This is a genomic window from Acinetobacter sp. YH16040_T (assembly GCF_024605785.1).
Classification (GTDB): Bacteria; Pseudomonadota; Gammaproteobacteria; order Pseudomonadales; family Moraxellaceae; genus Acinetobacter; species Acinetobacter amyesii.
In genome coordinates this window covers 520,467-544,775 of record NZ_CP094541.1, presented here as the reverse complement: position 1 = coordinate 544,775, position 24,309 = coordinate 520,467, and the positions used below count along the sequence as shown (strand labels likewise).

The 24,309-nt window shown below is 41.2% G+C and carries 18 protein-coding genes; 8 read left to right on the top strand and 10 right to left on the bottom strand.

What is annotated here, in order from left to right; translation table 11 throughout:
• The first annotated feature begins 5 nt into the window (after positions 1–5).
• Positions 6–260, top strand: a complete 255-nt coding sequence (gene grxC / locus MST16_RS02605; RefSeq protein WP_078189640.1) for a glutaredoxin 3 — start codon at positions 6–8, stop codon at positions 258–260.
• Positions 261–300: 40 nt separating this feature from the next.
• Entirely contained in the window at positions 301–756 is a 456-nt protein-coding gene (gene secB, locus MST16_RS02600) for a protein-export chaperone SecB (RefSeq protein ID WP_078189641.1), read from the top strand.
• Between the two features lie 163 nt (positions 757–919).
• On the opposite strand, the gene MST16_RS02595 is transcribed toward secB, so the two are convergent.
• The 7 genes from MST16_RS02595 to MST16_RS02565 form a co-directional block, all read right to left on the bottom strand.
• On the bottom strand, positions 920–1,726 hold the full coding sequence (locus MST16_RS02595; protein WP_078189642.1) for an enoyl-ACP reductase: 807 nt from the start codon (positions 1,724–1,726) through the stop codon (positions 920–922).
• A 151-nt stretch (positions 1,727–1,877) separates the two neighbouring features.
• Complete coding sequence (locus MST16_RS02590; RefSeq protein ID WP_180010220.1) at positions 1,878–2,699, bottom strand: TatD family hydrolase; 822 nt, start codon at positions 2,697–2,699, stop codon at positions 1,878–1,880.
• Positions 2,700–2,707: 8 nt separating this feature from the next.
• On the bottom strand, positions 2,708–3,664 hold the full coding sequence (locus MST16_RS02585) for an RsiV family protein (RefSeq protein ID WP_180010219.1): 957 nt from the start codon (positions 3,662–3,664) through the stop codon (positions 2,708–2,710).
• Between the two features lie 74 nt (positions 3,665–3,738).
• Positions 3,739–4,566, bottom strand: coding sequence for a hypothetical protein (locus MST16_RS02580; protein WP_180010218.1), 828 nt, complete (start codon positions 4,564–4,566; stop codon positions 3,739–3,741).
• 106 nt (positions 4,567–4,672) lie between these two features.
• Positions 4,673–6,265 (bottom strand): peptide chain release factor 3, encoded by a 1,593-nt coding sequence (locus MST16_RS02575; RefSeq protein ID WP_078189646.1) that lies wholly within the window; start codon positions 6,263–6,265, stop codon positions 4,673–4,675.
• Positions 6,266–6,506: 241 nt separating this feature from the next.
• The gene (locus tag MST16_RS02570) at positions 6,507–8,573 is read right to left on the bottom strand and encodes a bifunctional diguanylate cyclase/phosphodiesterase (RefSeq protein ID WP_180010217.1); all 2,067 of its coding nucleotides are present in this window, start codon (positions 8,571–8,573) and stop codon (positions 6,507–6,509) included.
• A gap of 436 nt (positions 8,574–9,009) precedes the next feature.
• Complete coding sequence (locus tag MST16_RS02565; RefSeq protein ID WP_180010216.1) at positions 9,010–11,220, bottom strand: carboxy terminal-processing peptidase; 2,211 nt, start codon at positions 11,218–11,220, stop codon at positions 9,010–9,012.
• 200 nt (positions 11,221–11,420) lie between these two features.
• On the opposite strand from MST16_RS02565, the gene nagZ reads away from it, so the two are divergent.
• Together nagZ and MST16_RS02555 are read left to right on the top strand one after the other, a co-directional pair.
• Positions 11,421–12,443, top strand: coding sequence for a beta-N-acetylhexosaminidase (gene nagZ, locus MST16_RS02560; protein WP_168378409.1), 1,023 nt, complete (start codon positions 11,421–11,423; stop codon positions 12,441–12,443).
• Positions 12,444–12,573: 130 nt separating this feature from the next.
• Complete coding sequence (locus tag MST16_RS02555) at positions 12,574–13,443, top strand: class I SAM-dependent methyltransferase (protein ID WP_180010215.1); 870 nt, start codon at positions 12,574–12,576, stop codon at positions 13,441–13,443.
• Between the two features lie 26 nt (positions 13,444–13,469).
• Here MST16_RS02555 and MST16_RS02550 read toward each other — a convergent pair whose 3' ends face one another.
• Positions 13,470–14,798, bottom strand: a complete 1,329-nt coding sequence (locus MST16_RS02550; protein ID WP_180010214.1) for an alpha/beta fold hydrolase — start codon at positions 14,796–14,798, stop codon at positions 13,470–13,472.
• A 303-nt stretch (positions 14,799–15,101) separates the two neighbouring features.
• Between MST16_RS02550 and MST16_RS02545 the strand changes: the two genes are divergently transcribed.
• From MST16_RS02545 to MST16_RS02530, 4 genes are all read left to right on the top strand, one after another.
• On the top strand, positions 15,102–16,367 hold the full coding sequence (locus tag MST16_RS02545) for a glutamate-5-semialdehyde dehydrogenase (RefSeq protein WP_078189652.1): 1,266 nt from the start codon (positions 15,102–15,104) through the stop codon (positions 16,365–16,367).
• Between the two features lie 493 nt (positions 16,368–16,860).
• Positions 16,861–18,078 (top strand): acetate/propionate family kinase, encoded by a 1,218-nt coding sequence (locus tag MST16_RS02540; protein WP_180010213.1) that lies wholly within the window; start codon positions 16,861–16,863, stop codon positions 18,076–18,078.
• Between the two features lie 59 nt (positions 18,079–18,137).
• Positions 18,138–20,279 (top strand): phosphate acetyltransferase, encoded by a 2,142-nt coding sequence (pta, locus tag MST16_RS02535; protein ID WP_078192701.1) that lies wholly within the window; start codon positions 18,138–18,140, stop codon positions 20,277–20,279.
• 260 nt (positions 20,280–20,539) lie between these two features.
• A complete protein-coding gene (locus MST16_RS02530) occupies positions 20,540–21,214 on the top strand; it encodes a phosphatase PAP2 family protein (protein ID WP_180010212.1) in 675 nt (224 codons plus the stop codon).
• A gap of 151 nt (positions 21,215–21,365) precedes the next feature.
• On the opposite strand, the gene MST16_RS02525 is transcribed toward MST16_RS02530, so the two are convergent.
• Together MST16_RS02525 and MST16_RS02520 are read right to left on the bottom strand one after the other, a co-directional pair.
• Complete coding sequence (locus MST16_RS02525; RefSeq protein ID WP_078192703.1) at positions 21,366–22,988, bottom strand: alkaline phosphatase; 1,623 nt, start codon at positions 22,986–22,988, stop codon at positions 21,366–21,368.
• A gap of 49 nt (positions 22,989–23,037) precedes the next feature.
• On the bottom strand, positions 23,038–24,258 hold the full coding sequence (locus MST16_RS02520; RefSeq protein WP_180010211.1) for an OprD family outer membrane porin: 1,221 nt from the start codon (positions 24,256–24,258) through the stop codon (positions 23,038–23,040).
• Positions 24,259–24,309: the final 51 nt, after the last annotated feature.

Here is a 24,309-nt window from a genome sequence, read left to right as displayed (position 1 = left end):
TTAACATGGCTGAAGTTACGATTTATTCAACAACTGTATGTCCTTACTGCATTCGTGCAAAACAGCTCCTAGAGCGTAAAGGCGTGGCTTATAAAGAAATTAATTTATCAAATGAAGCGCCTGAAGTACGTGTTGAATTGATGCAACGCACCAACCATCGTACCGTTCCTCAAATTTTTATTAATGATCAGTTTATTGGCGGTTTTGACCAACTTTATGCTTTAGAGCGTGAAGGCAAACTCGACGGCATGCTATCTTAATTTTAAACATAAATCGTCACCTCATATTAAGGAATAAACAATGAGTGAAGAACAACAAGCTCAACCACAATTGGCATTAGAGCGTATTTATACTAAAGATATTTCTTTCGAAGTACCTGGGGCTCAAGTATTTACTAAAGAATGGCAGCCTGAACTAAATATCAACCTTTCTTCTTCTGCAGAAAAAGTTGATCCAACACACTTCGAAGTTTCACTCAAAGTTGTCGTTCAAGCAAACAATGCGGGTGACACTGCATTTATCGTTGACGTTACTCAAGCAGGTATCTTCCTGATCGATAGCGTTGAAGAAGAACGTCTTCCGTACATTCTTGGTGCTTACTGCCCAAATATCTTGTTCCCATTCCTACGTGAAGCAGTGAACGATATGGTGACTAAAGGCAGCTTCCCACAATTATTGCTTACACCAATTAACTTCGATGCTGAATTCGAAGCGAATTTGCAACGTGCGCAAACTGCTGCTGAAGGCCAAGCTTAATTACTTGATCTCAGATATAAAAAAGACCGCTTTTAGCGGTCTTTTTTATTGCTTTATTTATTCCCTCTTCTTCTAGGAGATGAGAAATACTGTTTCGCAAGGGTAGAGGATTTTATTCCCTCACCCTAGCCCTCTCCCAAAGGGAGAGGGAACTTAAAGAGAATTACTCAGCATCTGCCATCAGATCAGCGCTCATACCTACAGTATTAAAGCCAGCATCAACATACAGAATTTCACCTGTAATACCATTTGCCCAAGGCGAGCAAAGGAACAATGCTGCATTACCGACATCTTCAATAGTTACATTGCGTTTAAGTGGTGCGACTTTTTCATTTAGATCTAACATTTTACGGAAAGATTTAATCCCTGAAGCCGCTAAGGTACGAATCGGACCTGCTGAAATCGCATTTACACGAATACCTTCAGCACCAAGACTTGTTGCCAAATAACGTACGCCTGCTTCTAGTGACGCTTTTGCCATACCCATAACGTTATAGTTTGGCATTACGCGTTCAGAACCTTGGTAAGTCAGCGTCAATAAGCAACCTTGACGTGCAGCCAATAAAGGTTTTGCCGCACGAGCCATCGCAATAAAGCTATATGCGCTGATGTCGTGAGCAATTTTAAAACCTTCACGGTCGGTAATATCAGTGAAATCGCCATCTAAAGTATGTGCCGGTGCAAAACCAATTGAATGCACAACACCATCTAGACCATCCCAATGTTTAGCAAGTTCAGCAAAAGCGGTATCTATTTCAGCGTCCACTGCTACATCACATGGGAAAACTAAAGTTGAACCAAATTGTTCAGCAAAATCATCTACACGTTTTTTTAATTTTTCATTTGGGTATGTAAAAGCCAGTTCTGCACCTTCGCGATGTAAAGCTTGCGCAATACCAAATGCGATTGATAACTTACTTGCAATACCCGCGATTAAAAAGCGTTTGCCAGCCAATAGTCCTTGTGCCATGTGAAACTCACTCAAAATAATTTAACAGCATAATGCCAAGTCTAAAGCATTTTAGAAATTGCATAATGCGCCTTTTTTTAGAAAACCATCATTGTATAAACAATGTGGAGAAAACCTGATTCAATCAAGCAGCGTCAATATTTGTTGCCGCTTAAGCGTCCAAATGCAATGCTTGTAATGAATTTCTCCATAAGATCTGTGCAATCTCAGATTCAGTACGGTTTAAGCTCTGAGCCAAACCCTGCAAGACATAGGGCAAATTGACCGGCGTATTACGAGTACGCCCTTCCGTCGAATGCTGACAACATAAGGGTGTCATATCGGGACAGTCGGTTTCTAAGACCAAATGTGCCGCCCCTAAAGTCTGAACCACTTGATGTAATTTTTTTGCATTGGGATTGGTGATTTGCCCCGTTACACCAATTTTAAAACCTAGCTTGGTAAATGCCTTCGCTTCTTCAACACCACCACTAAATGCATGTGCGATACCACCGAGCTTAAATTGATGCTTTTTCAACATCGAAAGCACCTCCGCATGGGATTTGCGAATATGCAGCAAAATGGGTTTATCAAACTGCTGTGCTAATTCAAGTTGTGCGGAAAAATACTGCTGCTGCTTTTGAAAAAGTTCGGGCTGTTTATGCTGTTTCAAAAAGGTATCTAAACCTATTTCACCGATAGCGACACAATCATGCTGCTTTAGCAGCTGTTCCACATCGAACAAATGTTCTGTACGATGTTGCTCAATATAAAACGGATGTAAGCCGGGGGCTAAATAGCTTTTGGGAGCATTGGATAAACGAGCTAAAAACTCTTGGGTTTGCAGCAAATCGTGAAAACGTGACTGCACAAAACCAATCAATACCAAAGCATCGACACCCACCTGTTTGGCAGCATGCGCCAACTGTTCCCGATCAACGTCAAAATCAGGAACATCAAAATGCGTATGCGTATCAAACAGTGAGTAAGTCATTGAACTAATTAATTTGCTTTTACGGCTGAGGCTTCAGCAGCTTCAACTACTGGTAGATATTGCTTTTTCAAGATACTTTGCAATTGATCATACGGAATGGTCAAACGTGGTAAACCCGCCACATATGGCCCAATTTCATATTCGGCATATTGCAAAATTAGACCTTGCTGACTTAGATAAAAGTTATCAGACAGTTTAAATTTCCAAATCTGTTCATATTCTTGAACATTGTCCGCCAACTTGGCATCTTTCACCCAAGTTTTAAAGACTTCATAGCCCAGCTTTTCAAGTTTAGTACGTTGATTGGGCAGCAATATGTCATTGAGCTGTACCAATTTTTGAGTGCTTAAATCGAAGTTATAATATTGCTGTGCAGAAGAACCATGCGCCCCACCTAAATATGAGCTGGTATTTAAAACCACTGTTGCCAAGGGTTTTTCAGCATTCAATATTTTAGGTTTAATCATCAAACTGATTTGCTGATTGGCACTTAAAGATTTCAATTCTTTATCTAAATTTAAAAACGCTTGCATATAAGGCTGCGTGGCTTTTTCCAATTTTAATTTGGGCGTTTCAACCTTGGCCAAAGCAGATTTTGCTTCAGATGCTGCAGGAACTTCACTTGCAGCGGGAGCATCAGTGCTCAGCGTCTTATCTTCTAAAGGCGAAACAGATAGAATTTCGTCTAACTGTTTTAAGATTTTCGCATCAATAAATTCATCAATAAAGGCTTGATTACTGTTTAAGCGTTCAACTGAAATTTCAGGACAGACCCCGCCATCACATTCAGGTAAATTCAGTTGTAATTTTTCCGCATCACCAATCAGTTTTGCACTCAAATCTGGCTGTTCAGTTTTGGCTTGATCCGGCTTTTTTTCAGGTTCAGCTTGTTGTGGCTGACACGCCGTGAATGCAACAGAAACTGCCAATATTGAGCTTGCCCAAATTTTATTTTTTTGCACCATTGCTTCAACCTTTCATTTCGAATAATTGATATTTATCTCAGTAAATATCTCATCAAATTAAATACTTTCGTTGTTTAGAACATATGCTGATACACATCAGCTTTCAAGACTTGTTGTGTTTGCGCTTTGCTGAGATAAATATCCAGTTGTGTACTATCTTTGATAATTTCATCTGTACGGTAATGCAAACCGACACCTTCTTGATCAAAGAACCAATCTGCTTGGCCCCAATAGAGCTTTTTCGGTGCCGATTTTTTGACATCCACCTCTTGTTCATCTAACCATTTGCCATAGGCTTGCTGCACAATGGCATCCATATTTTGCTGCTGCTTTGCATCAATAATATCTAAGGGTTTGAGATTTTTTTTCGCACGACGGTCTGCCACAAAAAAATAATAGCGCTCTTTGACCGTGATATTTTCCTGTTTGGTATCGACACCGATTTGCAGCAGCACATATTGATTCCGTTGATATGGAACTCGTGTGTACATCGCCAATTCATAGGCTTTATTGGTTTTAAACTCGGCCTGCCAAGCATCTGATTTTTTCACATACGCATCGACAGCTTGTTGGAGATTCATATTCTGCTTTAGTGCAATCTGATCTTGTACGACGCTCGCCTGATTCTTTTCAATCCAGCTATTCAACCACGTATCTACGGTCTGAATGGTTTGTATCTCTAAATCAATACAACTTTTATTTTCACAAAACGGTTTGGCAATTTTAGCGGCTTGCTCTTGGATATTTAAATAAGGCAAAACATCTGGATTGATCACGGCCGCTTCAGAAGCGCCATCATCGGCCGGCTTTGTCGCTTTGTTTTCTTTTCCTGAATCACATGCACTGAGCAGCAAAACACTCCCCAAAAGTGCAAAAACTGTAGCATCCTTGAATATTTTCATGATGTCCTAAACGACCAAATGATTGCGTAATGTATGGATTTAAAAACTCTACCACAAAATAAAACAGCTTCACGAAGAAGCTGTTTTATTTCTGTAAAAGAATAACTTAGTGTTCACGTGTATTACGGAACACGATATCCGGATAACGTTCTTGCATTAACTGTAAATTCACACGACTTGGTGCAAGATAAGTTAAATGACCACCGCCATCGACAGACAATTGGTCGTGTGCTTTTTTCTTAAATTCGTTGAATTTTTTCTCGTCATCACACGATACCCAACGTACGGTATTGATGCTTACAGGCTCGTAAATACAATCAACTTTGTATTCTTCTTTCAGGCGATAAGCCACCACTTCAAACTGAAGCACACCCACAGCACCCACAATTAAGTCGTTACTGTTTTGCGGCATAAAGACCTGAGTCGCACCTTCTTCTGACAGTTCTTTTAAGCCTTTTTGTAGCTGTTTTGACTTCAATGGATCTTTTAAACGCACGCGACGGAACATTTCAGGGGCGAAGTGAGGAATACCAGTAAAGTGTAAATCTTCACCCGAAGTGAAGGTATCACCGATCTGAATCGTACCATGGTTATGCAAACCGATAATGTCACCCGGCCATGCTTCTTCAAGGTGCTGACGGTCACCAGCAAGGAACGTTAAAGCATCACTAATACGTACATCTTTACCTAGACGCACATGTTTCATTTTTAAGCCTTTTTCATACTTACCTGAACAGATACGCATGAATGCAATACGGTCACGGTGTTTTGGGTCCATATTGGCTTGAATTTTAAAGACGAACCCTGTGAAGCCCTCTTCAGTCGCTTCAACTTTACGGTCTTGAGTCGGATGTGCTTTAGGTTCAGGTGCATATTGACTAAATGCATCCAACACATGGTCTACACCAAAGTTACCGAGTGCCGTACCAAACAGGACTGGCGTTTGACGGCCTGCCAAAAATTCATCACGGTCTAAAGGTTCATTGGCCATTTGAACCAGTTCCAACGACTCTTCAAATGCAGCCCAAGCGAGATCGCCAACTTTTTCACGCAAATCTGCATAGTCATAACCATCACGGACTTCAATATCCGTAATTGTTGAACCGAAACCTGCCTTATAAACGTAGAATTTTTCTTCGAGTAGGTTAAATACACCCGCAAAGTCACGACCTGTACCCAGTGGCCAAGTAATCGGAACACATTTAATTTTTAATACGTTTTCGATTTCATCAAGCAGTTCTAATGGCTCACGAATTTCACGGTCCATTTTGTTGACGAATGAAATAATCGGCGTGTCGCGCATACGACACACTTCCATCAATTTGATCGTACGATCTTCGACACCTTTTGCACCATCAATCACCATAAGTGCAGAGTCAACGGCAGTTAATGTACGGTAGGTATCTTCAGAAAAGTCTTCATGCCCTGGGGTGTCGAGCAAGTTAATCATCTTGTCTTTAAACGGGAACTGCATAACCGAAGTGGTGATCGAAATCCCACGTTCTTTTTCCATTTCCATCCAGTCAGACGTTGCCGCACGATCAGATTTACGGCTTTTTACCATACCTGCAACCTGAATCGCCTGTCCCCATAACAACAGTTTTTCTGTCATTGTGGTTTTACCGGCATCGGGGTGGGAAATAATAGCGAAAGTACGTCGCTGAGCGACCTGTGTCGCTAATTCTTCTTTAAAACTCATGAAAGACACCTACTGCAAAACTCGCAGTGCAAAAGATCAGATCTGATCAATATGGAAAATTGGCGATATTGTATCAGATTGACCATTAAAAATAATCAACCACTTCGGGTTGAGTCAAAATCTTAGCGTGGCGTGTCTTGATGTTTTACATTGGATGACGACCTGTTTTTATCGACGATATAACGTATTCCACTGTCTTTTTTCTATACTCATTGGCAATGCGATAAGACTACAAATGACTTTATTCAACTTTCGCTTTCATGCTTTCTTCAAGCTGTGCCACTGGCATCGGCATTCCTAACAAATATCCCTGCAATTGTTGGCAACCTAAACGTTTTAAAATTTCTGCTTGTTGTTCTGTCTCTACACCTTCTGCAGTGACCGTTAAACCCAGTCGAATTGCCAAGTGAATAATACTTTCTAAAATAATTTCTTCTTTAGAGCCGGCGCTCAAATTGCGGATAAACTCACGGTCAATTTTCAGCTCATCTACAGGCAGTTCTTTTAAATACAAGAAACTTGAATGTCCCGTCCCAAAGTCATCAATCGCAACTTTAATTCCCATCTTTCTCAAATGTTCAAAAGTCAAGATACTGGCATCGATATGATGCATCGCTGTTGACTCGGTAATTTCAATAATTAAATGTGACGGGTTGATTTCATACCGTGCAAAAAGCGACTCTAAAGTACTAAATAAGTGTTTATGTTCAAACTGAATGGCTGATAAGTTGACCGCAATAGGATACAACGGCATATTCAGCTTTTCCCAGTGCTGAATTTGCTTACAGGCTTCTTCAAGCGCCCAATAGCCCATGGCAATAATTAGTCCTGTTTTTTCCGCGCCATTAATGAACTTATTTGGCGTCAGCATACCTAAGGTTGGATGATTCCAACGAATTAAGGCCTCAACCCCACAAATTTCACGATCAGTGGCATTAAATTTTGGCTGATAAAACAAGCTAAACTGCTGTTCTTCTACCGCTTTATATAAATCATTGATCAGTTTCGTCTGACTTTTTTCTTCAAATTGGTCGGCAGTATAATTAAAAAACGAATAGGTATTACGCCCCTGATACTTCGAACTCAGCATTGCAGTGTCTGCATTGATCAGCAGATCTTGCAAGTTCGCACCATGTTCAGGGTACATCGCAATACCAATACTGCCTGAAATATTGATTTCCTTGCCTGCAATCAAGAAGCTTTCTTGCATCAATTCCAATATTTTTTCAGACATTGCTGTGGCAGAGTCATTGCTTGCTGACTCAAGCACAATCAGAAATTCATCGCCACCGATTCGTAGCAATTTGGCTTGATCATTAATTAAACGGTGAATACGCGTAGCAATTTGAATCAGCAGTTGATCACCCACATGGTGTCCAAACACATCATTGACCGCTTTAAAACGGTCGATATCAATATAAATAAAAGCAATTTTATCTTGTCTTAAGCGATGCTCTGTAAATAGAAAATGTGCATATTCAGCCAAAAATAGTCGATTAGGTAAACGGGTCAAATTGTCCTGTACAGCTTGATTGGCTAGTTCTCGATTTGCGCGCATCAACTGTAAACTGCGATGCTCTAAACGTTGTTCTAATACCGCTACACTAAAGGCTGCCATCAACAATAAACTGGTGACAAATAAGACAATAAACAGCAATAAATTATGGTTTATCTGCGCTGCCACCAATACATCCATCGAGTTTAGCGGTACAAAATCAACAGCCGCCATACCAATATAATGCATAGCCACAATGCTAAAAGTCAGCATTAATGCGACAAAGACATTCAAAATATTCCGTTTTGGCGAATATTTATTTTTAAACGTCATCCAAAAGGCCAAACCCGAACCACAGATCGCAACTAAAATTGAACAGATAACAATTAAAGGTTCGTATCGTTGCTCATAACCCTGAACGTCTAAACTCAGCATACCGGTATAATGCATGCCGGAAATGCCAAGGCCCATTAACACTGAACCTAAAATTAAACGAGGAAAAGGTAATGTCTGTCGTGTGGTTAACCACACAGCAAAAGTGGAAGCAACGAAAGCAATAAAATAGGATATCAGGGTCAGACTGGTATCGAAACTATGGCTTGAAGGCAAATGGCTGGCTATCATGCTTACAAAATGCATGCACCAGATCGCAGCACCTAAAATTGCACCGCTGAAGAATAAAATGACATTTTCATATCTTGGTCGTGTTCCACGAAACAACATTTGTTCGAGTGAAACAGCTAAGTAACAACTTAATAATGCAACTACGATTGAACCAGCGACCAGACTGTAATCATAATGAATATGAGTCATATCAAGCGTTCCGCTTAGGTTATCGTGGCACTTTCTTTAACCGAATTACCCAATCTATCTCTTCCCTTTAACTTGTTACATTTTCAATTACTTACTTATTTTCTCTTAGAATCTATTAGTCTACGGTAATGGTCAAGTCTTTCTTTCAAGATTTTAAGCAACTGATTATTTTAAAAAAATAAAGCTTGATGAAGTTCACTAAAACTTAAACTTTTGATAAAAATTGCATCAGGTGTCTATTATTTTAGAACAGTTTCTAATCATAATAAAATGAATAAGTTAGAATCATTTATAGATTGCTTTCTAGATTTAAATCGAACACCGCCCTACTCACAAAAAAATAGCGAGCCGTAGCTCGCTATTTCTCAATGGATAAATTCATCTTTTCTGTCAAAAACTCAAGCAATCATCTCAATGTTATTTATGGATGAATTACTTACTTTTTGGCTGTTGTTGTATGCGTTTTGCCTTGTAATTTGGCATAGTCCATTAGCACGTTTGCTGCTTCCGTCACAAAGACTTCTTCTTCAGGCAGTGCTGGACGCTGGTTTGCCTTCATTTTTGCACGTGCCTCCACCAATGCATCCATAGACGCTTGGTAGCTTTCCCAGTTGGCATAAGGTTTTTGACCCACCACTTTACGACGCTGATTTTCAGCATCCAAAGACTTTTGCTCTAGTGCCAACAGCTCGGCTTTACGCTTCGCTAAGTCAAGCACCACACGCTTTTGCTCTTCTGTCTTTTTCGCAATCGCAGTACGTTGTTCTAAATATTTAAATTGCGGATCAATGCTGACACGTTGCTGAGATGACTTAATCAAATCGGGAACATAGCCTTGAATTGAACCTTCACGTTTAAACGGTGCGGTTGGAATAGTATCCCACTGTAAAGCATTTTTCGATTTACGCTCACCAAACTCTTCATTGTAAATATCGACCAGCTTAATATCCGGTACGACCCCTTTATTTTGGGTACTGCCGCCCGTCACTCGGTAAAATTTACGTTGCGTTAAGGTTGCTTGACCATAGGCTAAAGAGTCAAGTTGTACCTGCGCTGTTCCTTTACCCGTTGTGGTACTACCAATCACCACACCACGCTCATAGTCTTGAATCGCAGCAGAATAAATTTCACTCGCAGAAGCCGAAGCCAAATTAATCAATACCGCCAATGGGCCTGCATAAGTTTGCGCGCCACCATCATCATCTTCAAACACGCTGACATTGCCATTACCATCACGGATTTGCACCACTGGACCTGATTTAATCACTTGTCCAAGCATACGTGCCACTTCTTCAAGTGAGCCGCCTGGGTTGTTACGCAAGTCAATGATGATGCCTTCAACATTTTGCGCATCTAATGTTTTTAAGGCTTTATTGGTATCTTCCGACACAGAACGGTAGTCTGTACCCGCACGACGTGCACGATAGTTTAAGTAAAACGATGGAATTTCAATCACACCAAACTTATGTTTTTTGCCATCACGTTCAATTTCAACGGTACGTGAACGCACGCCTGCATCTTCTTCTTGAATTACATCACGTACAATAGTGACATTTCGCGCTTGATTCATGGACGCACCAGCACCCAATAAACGTAAAGTCACTTTGGTGCCACGTTTACCACGAATCAGTCCGACAATTTCATTGCTCGGCCAACCAATCACATCGACCATTTTGTCGCCATCTTGGGCAACACCAACGATGCGATCGCCTGACTTCACTTGTCCTGATTTGCTGGCTGGCCCACCTTCCACAATCGTCTCGATTTTGGTGTAGTCTTCATTACCACGTTCAGGACGGATCGATACCCCAATCCCTTCCAATTGCAGCGTGGTTTGACGGTTCAATTCCATCGCATCTACAGGTGGAAAGTAATTACTGTGCGGATCATACGTCAGCATCATGGCATTCAGAGTTTTATCAAGCACATCATCGCTTTTTAAACGACTAATCCGCTCTAACTGACGTGTATAACGCTTGGTTAAAGTCTGTACAGGTGTTAAGTCTTCAGGACCTGTTAAGTCTTGACCATTTGCCAGTGTTGGGTCATCTTTCAACGCTTTTTGTTTGGCTTTCTCTTCTTCTTTGCTGATGGTTAAGTTGATCAGCTGAGAGACCAACATTTTATTCCAATGCGCACGCTGCTCTTCTGTCGATTTAAAGAATGGTGCTTTTTCACGATCAGTTTCGATGTAGTTATTCGGTTGATTTAAATTCTGTGGCTTTTTCAGCTCTTCCAACATATAGGTGTAGAACTGTTTTAAGCGCTCACGATATTGCGCATGAATCGCATACGGCCCTGTTAAATTGCCCGCTTTGAGATTTGCACCAAAAGTTGAACCATAACGTTTTTTATAATTTTCAATATCCGATGCCAAGAACAACGTATGTTCAGCGTCTAAACTATCAATATAAAAATCTAAAATACGGTTAGATGTATTAACATCTAAACGCTGATTTAAATAGTGTTGACGGTCTACCAATGTTGCAAGCTGACGTGAGACCAAGGCTTGCTCTTGTGTGGGCTGAATGGTACCCGCGCTCACTGCTTCTGTATTATTGGCAGCAATTGCGTCATTCACCACATGAGTGAAAAAGAATCCACCTGTCGCAATCGCAACGGCACAAGCTAATGTTTGAAGTTTCATAAATAATTTGTACTTCCTTGGTATTAAGACCAATATTACCGTGTTGGTTTTCGACCTGAATTGAATAGATTCAAAATCTTAAACAACTTAATATGTTTATGTCGTGTAGTTTTATCATATTCTCTGCTGACAAAGTGTAGCAAATCATTGCAGAATTCAGGTATTGTTTTTCCTTAAAAATTCCAACACGGACACCGAATATGATTGGCGCATTAATGCTCGACATTGCTGGCACAGAACTCACCCAAGAAGATATTGAACTATTACAGGCACCACAAGTTGGCGGCATGATTTTATTTGGTCGTAACATTGAATCTCCTGAACAAGTTCGTGCCCTGACCGACCATATGCGTCAAATTCGTCCTGATATTTTAATTGCCGTCGATCAGGAAGGTGGTCGTGTACAACGCTTAAAACAAGGCTTCACACTCCTACCAGCTATGGGTAAGTTTGGAGAACTTTACTTAACTGAACCTGAAAAAGCTGTTGAACTGGCTGAACAATGTGGCTGGTTGATGGCAGCTGAAGTCCTTGCGGTCGGCATCGATTTTAGTTTTGCACCAGTGCTGGACCTAAATGATGTCAGTGATGTGATTGGTGACCGTGGTTTTGCCAAAAATATGCAAGACATCATTCCACTGGCAAGTGCTTTCTTAAAAGGTATGAAACGTGCGGGGATGGCATCTACAGGTAAGCATTTCCCAGGCCATGGCTCGGTGAAAGCAGATTCACATATCGCTGCTGCTATTGACCATCGTAGTTATGAAGAAATCTATCAAAAAGACATGCAAAGCTTTATTCAACTGCAACCACAGCTTGATGCCTTAATGCCTGCGCATGTGATTTATGAAAATATTGATCCTAATCCTGCTGGTTTCTCACCGTATTGGATTCAGAAGGTCTTACGTCAAGAGCTCCAATTTGATGGCGTTTTATTCTCCGATGATTTAAGCATGCAAGCCGCTTGTGTCGCTGGCGGTGCAGATGCTCGTATGCAAGCAGCATTAAATGCAGGTTGTGATATGGGCCTCGTGTGTAATAACCGTGAATCTGCATGCATTGCGCTTGATGGGATCCAAAACTTAGCTCTTCCAAATCAGGAACGCCTAGAACGTATGCGCGGAAAAATCCCACAAATTGAGATTGGACAAAACATTGAACTCGGGGCGGACTGGCAAAACGTGCGTAATCGTATTGTGGATTTTAAAAATCAATATTGCTAATCCAAGACTTTCAAAATTCTAGAAAATGGAGCACGACAAGGTGCTCCTTTTTGATTTATGATGAAGACAAAATAAATGCTTCGGCGCTATACAAAAATTGCCAATAAAAACAACATTAGGTCAGGACGACATGACACAAAGTTTATCGGAACATCGACATATTTCTTTTACTGCACATTACACTGGCTATATTTGGTACAGCATGGGGATTTCGCATCCCGTTTTTGCCACACGTAAAGGCAAATTTTTAGCACGTTTAGTCCATCCTTTAGAAAGCTGGGCAGAAAAAAATGTGGGCGGTAGCATGCGTTCGACGCTTAAACAGCGCCATGCCATGATCGATCAACATTTAGATCAACTCATTACCCAATATCCACAGCTACAAGTCCTTGAAATTGCCTGTGGCCTCTCCCCGCGCGGTTGGAATTTTCGCACCAAGCATCCTGAAATTGACTATCGTGAACTCGACTTGCCAGATATGGCAAAAATCAAAACACAGGCACTCAAACAGATTGACCCGCATGCCCCCGAGGTCTTAACTGGCGACATTTTCACACAAGATTTTGAACGTATTTTTCAGAGTTTCAACCCTGAACGTCCTTTGGTGGTGATTAGTGAAGGGCTAATTAATTATTTTGATCAAATCCTACTGAATAAATTATTGCAAGGGATCACCGAATATGGCGCCTCATTTCAGGAATTACATTATCTGACCGACATCTATCCTGAACCCGTCAAGAACCGTTTAGCACGTTTTATTTGGGCCAGTAGTAAATTACTCAAAGTCATGTCTCGCAGCGCTTTTACTTTTCATTTTCAATCCCCTGCTGAATTACAGCAGTTTTTCAGTCATACAGGATTTGAAGAAGTAGACGTCGTTCAGCCGGCCTTATACTTTCCACAACAGCAACAAGAACAAGTGATTCCTTTCCACGATGCAGAGCAGCACTGTGGCGATTTGGTTTGGATGGTCCATGCCAAAACAAAAAAACAGCGCTAACGCGCTGTTTTTTATATGTTCATGTTTTAACTTACGGCTTCTAATAACAACACATCTTCTTTTTGGCGTTGTACAAAGCGCAATAAACGCTCCGCCAACTCAAAACTACCATGCTTAAACAAAGCACGAACCTGCGTATCTACAACGTCAAAGATGAGACATTCAATTTTAAACTCACCTTCTTCATCTTCTAGATGTAATGCCAAATCCCGAGGATATGCGTGCATGCAGTCCAACATTTCAGTCTGTACATTCAGCAACACGCCGAAATAATTTAAATCCGTAATTTGAGTTTCAACCACGAGGTCTGAATGGCGATGAGATAAATGCGTGAATGGCTGTTGTACACTTACACGCGCTTCGCCACGGCGTTCAATATTTTGCATTTGCTCTCGGCTCATTGGAATGATCCCATCCAACTGCTGAATAGACTCACCGCGTAGATAAGTTGCAAACAAATTCATGGTTTCCTTACGGCGTTGCAACTGCGGTAAATGATCCGCATTGGCAATCATGGCAAATTGCATATTCGGACATTGCAAGGCAAAGCCCGCATTTTCATGTGGCAAAGTAAAACTGTCGTACTGCCCGCAAGACACCAATACATCACACTGTGGAATCGGCACGTCTTGCAAACGCAGCAAACGGTTACAGTTAATGTCATAACGCTCTTGTTCGGTATTGGTGAATTCAGCCATTTGTCTAAAGAACAAACGCTTCGCTGTCGGTGACATCCGCGTCACATCCAGTTTGGCATGATTGACCAAATACAAAATCACCGCTTGACCAAATTCATCCATGCGCTGTTCTTTCATCAAGTGCAAGGATTCTTCAAGCAACATGCGCCAGCTCTTGCGCGTTTTTTGCATCACGCCCATTAAAATCATGCGATCAATCAATTCAGGACGTTGATCGGCCAGACCTGCTGCCACCACTGAACCTAGTGACATCCCCATCACGGATACTTTTTCTAGCCCGACGATATCCAACCAAACGCCCAACATCTGCGCCAGATCACCCAACTCTAAAGTCCCTGCTGACACGGCTGTATCGACATTGGTAATTTGCTGGTTTGAGCCCATGGAGGGTAAATCAATTAAAATAATAGGGCCTGCCGCAAATAATTGTTCGACACAATATTTGTAGGAATTAAAGTTTTGAAATGCCCCACCAATAATAACAATCGGGGTGCGATGAATGGTTTCAGGTTGTGCAATGGCCATATATTCGACCTTCCAGCCATCAATCCATGTCGTTCTGGCAGGCTGTTTAAAGCTTTGCTTGTCATACAGATCGAAAAAACTGTAATGCGTACTTTCCTGTACGGTGGGATCCATTTGGATAATGGAATTCATATTCCTTTCCTCCATTCCTGCCTTATTTTTATTGTCAGGAATTCATTTAGAGACTCTGCTCGACTTAGCGTCCTGCTCTTTAATCGTTATTTGTACGACTTCAATGTCGCTATTGTTTCATTCTATACAGAGGTTCATTTTACAAGCAACTGATATCCCCGCCGCTTATCTACTTTTGTTCTAAAAACAATTTCAAAATGTTAATTCTGGTCAGCAAGTACAGTCGAATATGCACTTAAGTGCTTCATTGTTCAGTCACAGGCTGTTAATATCGAGTTGAAATTTCTAAGTGATCAAACCGCTATGCAAGAGTCTATTGAACAATACATGCAAACGGTAGGACAGCAAGCACGCACAGCATCACGTGTGCTCGCAGGGGCTTCTACCCAGACTAAAAATAATGCCTTATCAGCAATTTATACTGCTTTACAAAACAGTGAAACTGCAATTTTGGCAGCTAACCAAGTGGATATGACCAAAGCGCATAACAACAACTTGGATAGTGCTCTACTTGATCGCTTAGAACTTACCCCCACACGCTTTAAAGGCATGCTCCAAGGTCTAAAAGATGTGATCGCACTAACTGACCCGATTGGCGAAATTACCGATATGGCCTTTCGTCCGACAGGTATTCAGCTGGGCAAAATGCGCGTGCCGCTAGGTGTTGTCGGCATGATTTACGAATCTCGCCCCAATGTAACCCTTGAAGCCGCATCTTTAGCGCTTAAATCAGGTAACGCGATTATTTTACGTGGTGGTTCTGAAGCTTTGGAATCTAACCAAGCAATTGCAGCAGCGATTCAACATGGCTTAACTGCTGCAGGTGTACCTGAGCATGCCGTTCAAGTGCTTAATACCCCAGACCGTGCTGCGGTTGGCCAATTAATTACTATGCCTGAATATGTCGATGTAATCGTACCACGTGGTGGCAAAGGCTTAATCGAACGTATCACCAATGAAGCACGTGTGCCTGTTATCAAACATCTTGATGGTAACTGCCATGTTTTTGTGGAAGCTCAGGCTGATTTGCAAAAAGCATTACCTATTGCGCTCAATGCCAAAACACACCGTTATGGCGTATGTAATGCCATGGAAACCTTACTTGTCGATGAAAATGTCGCTGAAGAGTTTTTACCACGCATTGCTGAACTTTATGCGGAGAAAAAAGTTGAACTTCGTGGCTGTGCTGAAACGCAGCGCATTTTGGGTGAATCGATTGTTCCTGCAACTGAAGAAGATTGGTATACCGAATACTTAGGCCCGATTTTGGCAGTGAAAGTCGTTACTGGCTTAGATGAAGCGATTGAGCACATCAACAAATATGGCTCACACCATACCGACTCGATCATTACCGAAAACTTTAGTCTGGCGCGTCAGTTCTTGGCGCGTGTAGATTCGAGTTCAGTGATGATCAATGCCTCGACGCGTTTTGCAGATGGTTTTGAATATGGTCTTGGTGCTGAGATCGGCATTTCAACCGATAAAATCCATGCACGCGGACCAGTCGGCCTAGAAGGTCTGACTTCTCAAAAATGGATTGTATTTGGTGATGGTCAAATTCGCCAATAACACCCAATAAGACAATGAAAGCTGTGCTTTTCTAAGTAAAGGCACAGCTTTTTTTATGGCGATTTAAAAAACTAGACCCAGGGTTCACATATTGAAATATAATCCTGCAAACACACAGGATTTAGAATCGAAAACAGATTTTTTGACAATTAAATGCTTAAGAAGAATAAGAAAAGTTCAATTTACCTGCTTTTTTGCAACAATTTTAGGATTACAGCGCAGCAACCGCATGTTATGTTCTATGTATATCTCTTAAATCGTATAAATTTTGAGGATTATTTTATTAATAAATGAAAACTATGAACTGATAAATTTTAATTATTATTGTGCTCAGGGTCGATAGTGCTTAAGTCTAATCTCCTAAAGTCTATCTAGGACGATAAAAAAACCCATGATAAAACATCATCACAGATCTAAATTGCATCAATCAATACAACTGCAATCAGATCAACATTATGGATAAGTATTTCAATTAGAATTCGGGTATTTAAACGTGTCTACATCAGTATTAGTAATTAACTGCGGATCTTCTTCTATCAAATATGCGTTAGTTTCTGAGCGCCGTGAAGATCGTATTTTTGGTCTGGCCGAGAACCTAGGTTCTGCTGATGCACGTATTAAAGGGGTCACTACGGGTGGTGCTGCGCTTGAGCTGTCTATTCCACATGCTGACCATGAAAAAGCCCTCGAAACTATTTTAGAGCGTTTGGCTCACCATAATCCTCAAGCGATTGGTCACCGCGTGGTACACGGCGGTACATTAACCAAAGCTGAGCTATTAACACCAGAAATTATTGAACGTATTCGTGAAGCTACACCGCTTGCGCCATTGCATAACCCTGCTCACTTGGTGGGTATCGAAGCAACCATGCGTTTGTTCCCTGAACTTCCACAAGTAGCCGTATTCGATACAGCATTCCACCAAACCATGCCGTCTCATGCATACCGCTATGCATTACCAAAATTCTTGTACACACAGCATAACGTACGTCGTTATGGCTTCCACGGTACTAGCCATGCCTACGTATCTGAGCGTGGCTCAATGTTGGCAGGCAGCTTTAAACAAGGTGGCTGGTTAACTGCTCACTTAGGCAATGGTAGCTCGACTTGTGCGATTTGGAATGGTCAATCTGTAGATACGTCAATGGGTCTGACTCCACTTGAAGGTGTAGTCATGGGCACACGTAGTGGTGATGTTGACCCAAGTATTCACAGCTTCCTTGCAAGCAACTTAGGTTGGGATATCTACAAAATCGACAAGATGCTGAACAGCCAATCAGGCCTACTCGGTTTGTCTGATCTATCAAATGACATGCGTACATTGATCGAAGCATCGGAACAAGGCAATGAAGATGCCGCGCTTGCCATTGAAGTATTCTGCTACCGTTTAGCAAAATCTTTGGCAGGTCTCAGCTGTGGTCTACCACGTATTGACGGTTTATTCTTCACAGGTGGTATTGGTGAAAACTCTGCCTACATTCGTGAAAAAACGGTTTCATACTTACCGCACTTTGGTTTCAACCTGAGTAAAGAATTAAATGACAACTTAAAACGCGGTACTGAAGGTCGTATTGACCACGGTACTGGCCCACAAATTTGGGTTGTTCCAACCGATGAAGAAGGCCGTATTGCCAAAGAAACTGAGCATGTTGTAGACGAGGTGACAGCGTCTGCTACAAAAAAGTCTGATGCTGAAGCTGCGATTGCATAAGCAATCGCATCAGCCCCTTCGCCTTCAATATTAATTTTTAGCTTTAATTTAGACACCGTATGAAAACAATTTTACTCGTGCCAACTGGGGAAGGTGTAGGTTTAACATCTGCATGCTTAGGTTTAATTTATGCTTTGGAATGCCAAGGGGTCAAAGCAGGTTTTCTGAAACCATTTTCACAGGAAAATGTCGCAGATACTGTAGACCGTACAACGGCTCTTTATCGTCATTTATTTAATAATGAAACGGTAGAACCCATTCATCATGCCACCATCGTGAAACAACTGAGTCATGATGAAAGTGATGAATTGCTCGAAGAAGCAGTTCGTTTGCACCGTGAAATTGCAAAAAAGCATGATCTGATTATTGTTGAAGGCTTGGTTCCAAACAGCCGAGATAACTTTGCCTCAGAACTGAATGCGACTTTAGCAAAAGCACTCGATGCTAAAGTGATTATTGTCAGCACTGCAGATATTCAAAATGCCACGAAAACGGCTGAGAAAATTGATAGTTCTCTACGCCAATTCGGTGGTGCTGCATCTGAACGTACTGCGGGTGTTTTGTTTATGCGCACACGTGGCTTGCCAGAAGAGTCTGCGCAAATTCCTGTCACACTTGATCCAAATCTGCGTTTAATTAGTGACACCAATAAATTTGTACTCGAATTACAACAAAGTAATCCGCAAATTGGTTCTACACAGCTACCTGTTATTGGCCTCGTTCCATTTAGTAATACGCTCAGCGTACCGCGCATGTCTGACTTGGCGACGCATATTCAATCAGAATGGATCAACCAAGGCGATGCTGCTCATCGACGCGTACTACATAGCAGCTTAGTTGCCTCTAATATTGAACATGAACTTCACAAATTTGTGGCAGGTGAACTGATTATCAGCGCCTCTGACCGTATTGATGTGTTGTTGGCTTCTAGCCTTGCAAGTAGCAATGGTATTCCACTTGCCGGTTTGGTTTTGACTGAACACCATCAACCGAACCCACAAGTTTTGGATTTCTGCCAAACCGCGATTAAGCAAGGCTTACCGATTTTACATACGCCTTTAAGCACTTTTGAAACGGCACAACAACTTTCAAATTTAGGCAATGAAATTCCTGTCGATGACGTAGAACGTGCAGAACAAGTGACCCGCTTTGTTTCAAGCCACATCAATGCTGAGTGGATTACTGAAGTATTGAATGGTTCGTATCAACCCCGTTTGTCCCCTTCTGCATTCCGTCATGAATTAGTACAAAAATCTATTGCTGCGAAAAAACGAATTGTTCTACCTGAAGGTGATGAACCACGCACCATTCAGGCGGCTGCCATTTGTCAATCACGTGGCATTGCACACTGTATTTTATTGGCAAAACCTGAAGCCGTGATTGAAGTTGCAAAAGCACGTAATATCGAACTTCCACATGATTTGGAAATTATTGATCCAGATCTGATTCGTGAAAACTATGTGCCTAAAATGGTTGAGCTGCGTAAAGGTAAACTCAATGATCTACAAGCACGTGAACAGCTACAAGATACTGTGGTTTTAGGTACCATGATGCTTGCACTCGATCAGGTGGATGGCTTAGTCTCAGGCGCAGTACATACTACGGCGAATACTGTACGTCCTGCATTCCAATTGATTAAGACTGCACCTGATTATTCATTGGTTTCTTCAGTATTCTTCATGCTGTTACCAGATGAAGTCTATGTATATGGTGACTGTGCCATTAATCCAGATCCAAATGCAGAACAGCTTGCAGAGATTGCGATTCAATCTGCAGATTCAGCGAAAGCTTTTGGTATTGACCCACGTATCGCAATGATTTCGTATTCAACAGGTACTTCTGGTGCAGGCGCAGATGTCGAGAAAGTGGCTGAAGCAACACGTATTGCCAAAGAACGCCGTCCAGACTTACTTATTGATGGCCCGCTTCAATACGATGCTGCATCGGTGGAAAGTGTGGGACGCTCTAAAGCACCTGACTCTAAAGTGGCTGGTCGTGCCAATGTGTTTATCTTCCCTGACTTAAATACAGGTAATACAACCTATAAAGCAGTTCAACGTTCTGCAAATGTAGTCAGTGTTGGCCCTATGCTGCAAGGTTTAAACAAGCCTGTAAATGACTTGTCACGTGGGGCTTTGGTCGATGACATCGTGTTTACCATTGCATTAACGGCAATTCAATCCGAACAGCAAGAAGCTTAATTTTAGTTTCGAGTTCTAAACCACCCTTTCGAAAGATTGGGTGGTTTTTTTATTCATTCCGATTTTTCCGCATTTCAATCTTATTTATATTGCGATAATTTTCATCTTATTAATTCTTGTCATCTTAGAGTCAATATTATTGCTTATGGTATGAGCGCTTTTTTAATTATTCATAACTTAGCTATATCATGACAAACTTAAAATTTTATACTCCATGCGCCATCTCTACATTAATATGGGTTTGCTTAAGCGCACACTCCATGGCCGCAGATTCATATCTAACACCTGACTCAGCTCCAAATAGTCTTGAAATATTATCTACTCCTCCACAAGCCTATAGTGCAGATTTTATTCGTGATCAAAGTATTTTTAAACAATCTCAATATTTGAAAAATACAGCTCGCTGGCAGCAAGCACAAATTGATGCGGATGTTTCAAATGCACACTTAGGGCGACCTTTTTCACATGCATTTGGTGTAGAAATTAATGAGAAAAATACACCTATTTTATTTGAAATTTTAAGAAAGATTAAACTTGATAGTAGATACTCTACTCAAACTGCAAAAAAGAAATATAGCCGTGAACGTCCATATGGCTATTTTAATGTCAGCACTTGTACTCCTGAAGAAGAAGATGAAAAAAATCAATATGTTTCCTATCCTTCTGGACATACAACTATCGGTTGGACATATGCATTAGTCTTAGCAGAGTTACGTCCTGAGCGTCAAAGTCAAATTCTTAAACGTGGTATTGAATTTGGTCAAAGCCGAGTCGTGTGCAATATGCATTGGCAAAGTGATGTCGATGCTGGCCGTATTATGGGAGCAGCGCAATTTTCACGCTTGCAGGCAGATCCACAATTCCAAGCCGATATGATTAAAGCCAAAACTGAAATTAACCATCTTATTTCTGCCACACACAAAAAATCTGATTAAAAAAATCAGCATCTTGTCTCATTGCATAGATAGTAGATTAAATGCAGGGCAGTGGTTTTTAATAGATGTGCATGTCCAATATAAAAATAAAGCGCTTAGAACCATCTAAGCGCTTTATTTAATTTAGCAGAAGTATTTTGATACCGTTTTATTAAGATTCAATCTGCTTCAGTTCTGGCTTGCCGTAAGCCACTTCAAAACTTGCTACGGTCGTCATTTTTCCACCTGGTTTTTCAACAAAGTCTAGAACCTTTAAGTCTGTACGCATATAGTCTTTAAAAAAGTCTAAAGTCTGATAACCGCGTTGATCATTGATAAATTTGATGTGTGGATTTAACTTCAGCACATCTTCCTGCCCTGGACGGATTGGTTGACCATTGCCGGTAGAGGTTATCGATGTAGTTAAAAATTCGGTTGCAATCGATGGACTCTTAAAATCATTCAAATCACTTGGAATATTCGCTGCAAAATATTGATGCAAATCTCCTGACAAAATTACTGTATTACCATGAGGTGCATTTTTTTTGATAGATTCAATCAAGCGCTCGCGTGCGTATGGATAGCCATTCCACGTATCTTTCCCAAAATAAGCTTTGCCTGATTTGTTATAACGTACCCAAGGCATAACCTGAATTTGCTGTGCCAAGACATTCCAACGCTTATCATGGCGCATTTGCTTCGCCAACCATTGCTCTTGTGCTTTACCAAGAACCTGCTCATTTCGGCTATTCTCAGTACGGCAGTAATCTATTTTATCAAACCCATCTTCTAACTGAGCTTTGGTGCATAAAATTGGAGAACGGTATTGTCGTGTATCTAAAATATTCATCCGTAGCATTTTGCCATAATCTAAAGTACGGTAAGCAAGGATATCTGGACCGTTCGGCTTCTGTTTTAAGCGTACAGGCATATATTCGTACCACGCTTGAAACGCTGCTGCGCGGCGCAGCAAAAATATGTCTTTCTTCTCGCCTTTTTCTTCAATATCTGCAGCCCAGTTGTTATCTACTTCATGATCATCAAACGTCATCGCAAAAGGTGCAGATGCATGTGCAGCTTGTAAATCGGGATCCGCACGGTACTGTGCATAACGAATACGATATTGCAGTAAAGTTTGAATTTCCGGACCAATATGTTGACGTGCAGGAATTGAAATTCTTAAATCTCCAATTGCACGCCCCCCACCTTTACCCTCTGGTCCTTCATAAATATAGTCACCATAGTGGAAAACTAAATCTATCTCTTTTTCTTTGCTCAAGTAGTCATAGGCCGTGTAATAACCCGTTTCATAATGCTGACAGCCCACTACAGCGACTCGAACTCGTTCTGGCATTTGGTGCGCGGCAGGTGCTGATTTTGCTGTACCTACAGAACTTTCATAACCAGCCAATCTAAATCGATAATAATAGCGTGTCATCGGTGCTAAACCACTTATCTCTACATGTACTGTGTGATGTAAGTCAGGATGTGCCTGCGCCTTCCCAGTTTGCACAATTTTCTTAAATTCAATATCTGTAGCAATATCCCAATCCACTTCAACAGCTTCCTTCGGCATCCCACCATCTACAGAAAGTGGATATGGTGCAACACGCGTCCAAATCACAAAGCCATCTGGCCAAGGTTCACCTGAAGCAACGCCTAATTGAAACGGGCTAATCGGAAATTTGGCATTTGCCCACGTGCTTACTGGACTCAGTCCAGAAAATAACGCTAAAGACCCGACTCCCATCAAACCCTTTAAGAATTGACGACGATTCGAATTAATATGATTCATTTTTATTTCTCTATAAACTTATTAATAAATTAATCTGATCAGTTTTGGATTAGAAAATTGGCAGGGTGTAGGTTAAGTAGATACGGCTTTGTTCCTGCTTTGTTCCTGTACTTTTTTTGAATTTTCCGTACTGAGCGGTAAAACCTAAATTTTTGAATTTGCCTTCCGGCACTTTATAACGCAAGGTATAGTCAATTTCGGACTCAGTTGCACAACCACATTTACCAAAGTCACGTCCTTGGACTTTGATGAATGATAAATTCAGCCCTTTCAAGTATTGATCATTAAAGTCATATCGATAGCCATACCATGTGGACTTTTCACCAGCATTGGTAAAGTTCTGCAACAAACGGTTGGTTGGTAAGTAAATGAAAGTCCCATCTGCACCATTATCTAAACTGCCCTGATTCATATGCAGAAAATCGCCATCATCACCAATTTTTTGCGCGCCAAATTGCAGCTGATGATTTTTAAATTTGTATTTGAAATCCACACTGGCTGTCTGGTTATCTACTTTAGCTCCATAGCCTTTTTCACCACGCTCATTAGCTCCAGTCGCTTGAGTATCAAATAAACGTAAGTCCGTATTAAAACTCTGGTTTTCACTGAATGGAAATTTGTGTTTCACGCCGATAAATTGCTGTACATAAAAATCATCCAGCTCACCGGCATAGTACTGTAGCGTTAAATTTTTATTGGGCTTCCAGTCCGCACCGCCAAACATAAACCCATCACTGGTTTCGGTTGCGCCTTTAATAGAAAGCTTTGAAGCATCTCGTGATGCACGTGGAATTGCTTTAGTGACGTAACCACCCGTTAAAGTCAATCCCTTTACATCTTTAGAAGTGACTTGACCACCTAAATAGGCAGATTCGAGCAAGCGAGCAAAGCTTCGACTTAAAATGGGTAAATTAGGGCGTAACTCCCCGACTTTTACATCAGTTTTCTGATAGCGCGCTTTTAAAGTGGGATATGCACGTGTCCAATAATTTGTTGGACTACCATCACCTTCTAAAGGAAACATCAACGAATTTTTGGCTTTATCTTTACTGCCGTCTAAACGTATACCTGCTGCCGCAGTAGCATCTAAACCAAAACCGACTTGACCTTCGGTAAAGCCAGATTGATAACTCAATTCAATACCTTGTCCCCAAACTGTCGAATCTTTATCGTTAGGCTCTTGATCTTGATCAAAATAATAATTTTTAAAATCTATTTCTGCTTTACTATCTTTAATAAATTCTGCTTGTGCTGCCTGCATTGTCAGCATGGGGGTGAAAACCATACAGCAGATGAGTGCTTTGTAATTCAACGTCTAACC

Coding starts and splice junctions, on each gene's coding strand:
- MST16_RS02595 (WP_078189642.1), bottom strand. CDS start 1,726: ATGGCACAAGGACTATTGGCTGGCAAACGCTTTTTAATCGCGGGTATT.
- MST16_RS02530 (WP_180010212.1), top strand. CDS start 20,540: ATGGCCGCAGATTCATATCTAACACCTGACTCAGCTCCAAATAGTCTT.
- nagZ (WP_168378409.1), top strand. CDS start 11,421: ATGATTGGCGCATTAATGCTCGACATTGCTGGCACAGAACTCACCCAA.
- MST16_RS02580 (WP_180010218.1), bottom strand. CDS start 4,566: ATGAAAATATTCAAGGATGCTACAGTTTTTGCACTTTTGGGGAGTGTT.
- MST16_RS02545 (WP_078189652.1), top strand. CDS start 15,102: ATGCAAGAGTCTATTGAACAATACATGCAAACGGTAGGACAGCAAGCA.
- MST16_RS02590 (WP_180010220.1), bottom strand. CDS start 2,699: ATGACTTACTCACTGTTTGATACGCATACGCATTTTGATGTTCCTGAT.
- MST16_RS02520 (WP_180010211.1), bottom strand. CDS start 24,258: ATGCTGACAATGCAGGCAGCACAAGCAGAATTTATTAAAGATAGTAAA.
- MST16_RS02525 (WP_078192703.1), bottom strand. CDS start 22,988: ATGAATCATATTAATTCGAATCGTCGTCAATTCTTAAAGGGTTTGATG.
- MST16_RS02575 (WP_078189646.1), bottom strand. CDS start 6,265: ATGAGTTTTAAAGAAGAATTAGCGACACAGGTCGCTCAGCGACGTACT.
- MST16_RS02570 (WP_180010217.1), bottom strand. CDS start 8,573: ATGACTCATATTCATTATGATTACAGTCTGGTCGCTGGTTCAATCGTA.
- grxC (WP_078189640.1), top strand. CDS start 6: ATGGCTGAAGTTACGATTTATTCAACAACTGTATGTCCTTACTGCATT.
- MST16_RS02585 (WP_180010219.1), bottom strand. CDS start 3,664: ATGGTGCAAAAAAATAAAATTTGGGCAAGCTCAATATTGGCAGTTTCT.
- MST16_RS02555 (WP_180010215.1), top strand. CDS start 12,574: ATGACACAAAGTTTATCGGAACATCGACATATTTCTTTTACTGCACAT.
- pta (WP_078192701.1), top strand. CDS start 18,138: ATGAAAACAATTTTACTCGTGCCAACTGGGGAAGGTGTAGGTTTAACA.
- MST16_RS02565 (WP_180010216.1), bottom strand. CDS start 11,220: ATGAAACTTCAAACATTAGCTTGTGCCGTTGCGATTGCGACAGGTGGA.
- secB (WP_078189641.1), top strand. CDS start 301: ATGAGTGAAGAACAACAAGCTCAACCACAATTGGCATTAGAGCGTATT.
- MST16_RS02550 (WP_180010214.1), bottom strand. CDS start 14,798: ATGAATTCCATTATCCAAATGGATCCCACCGTACAGGAAAGTACGCAT.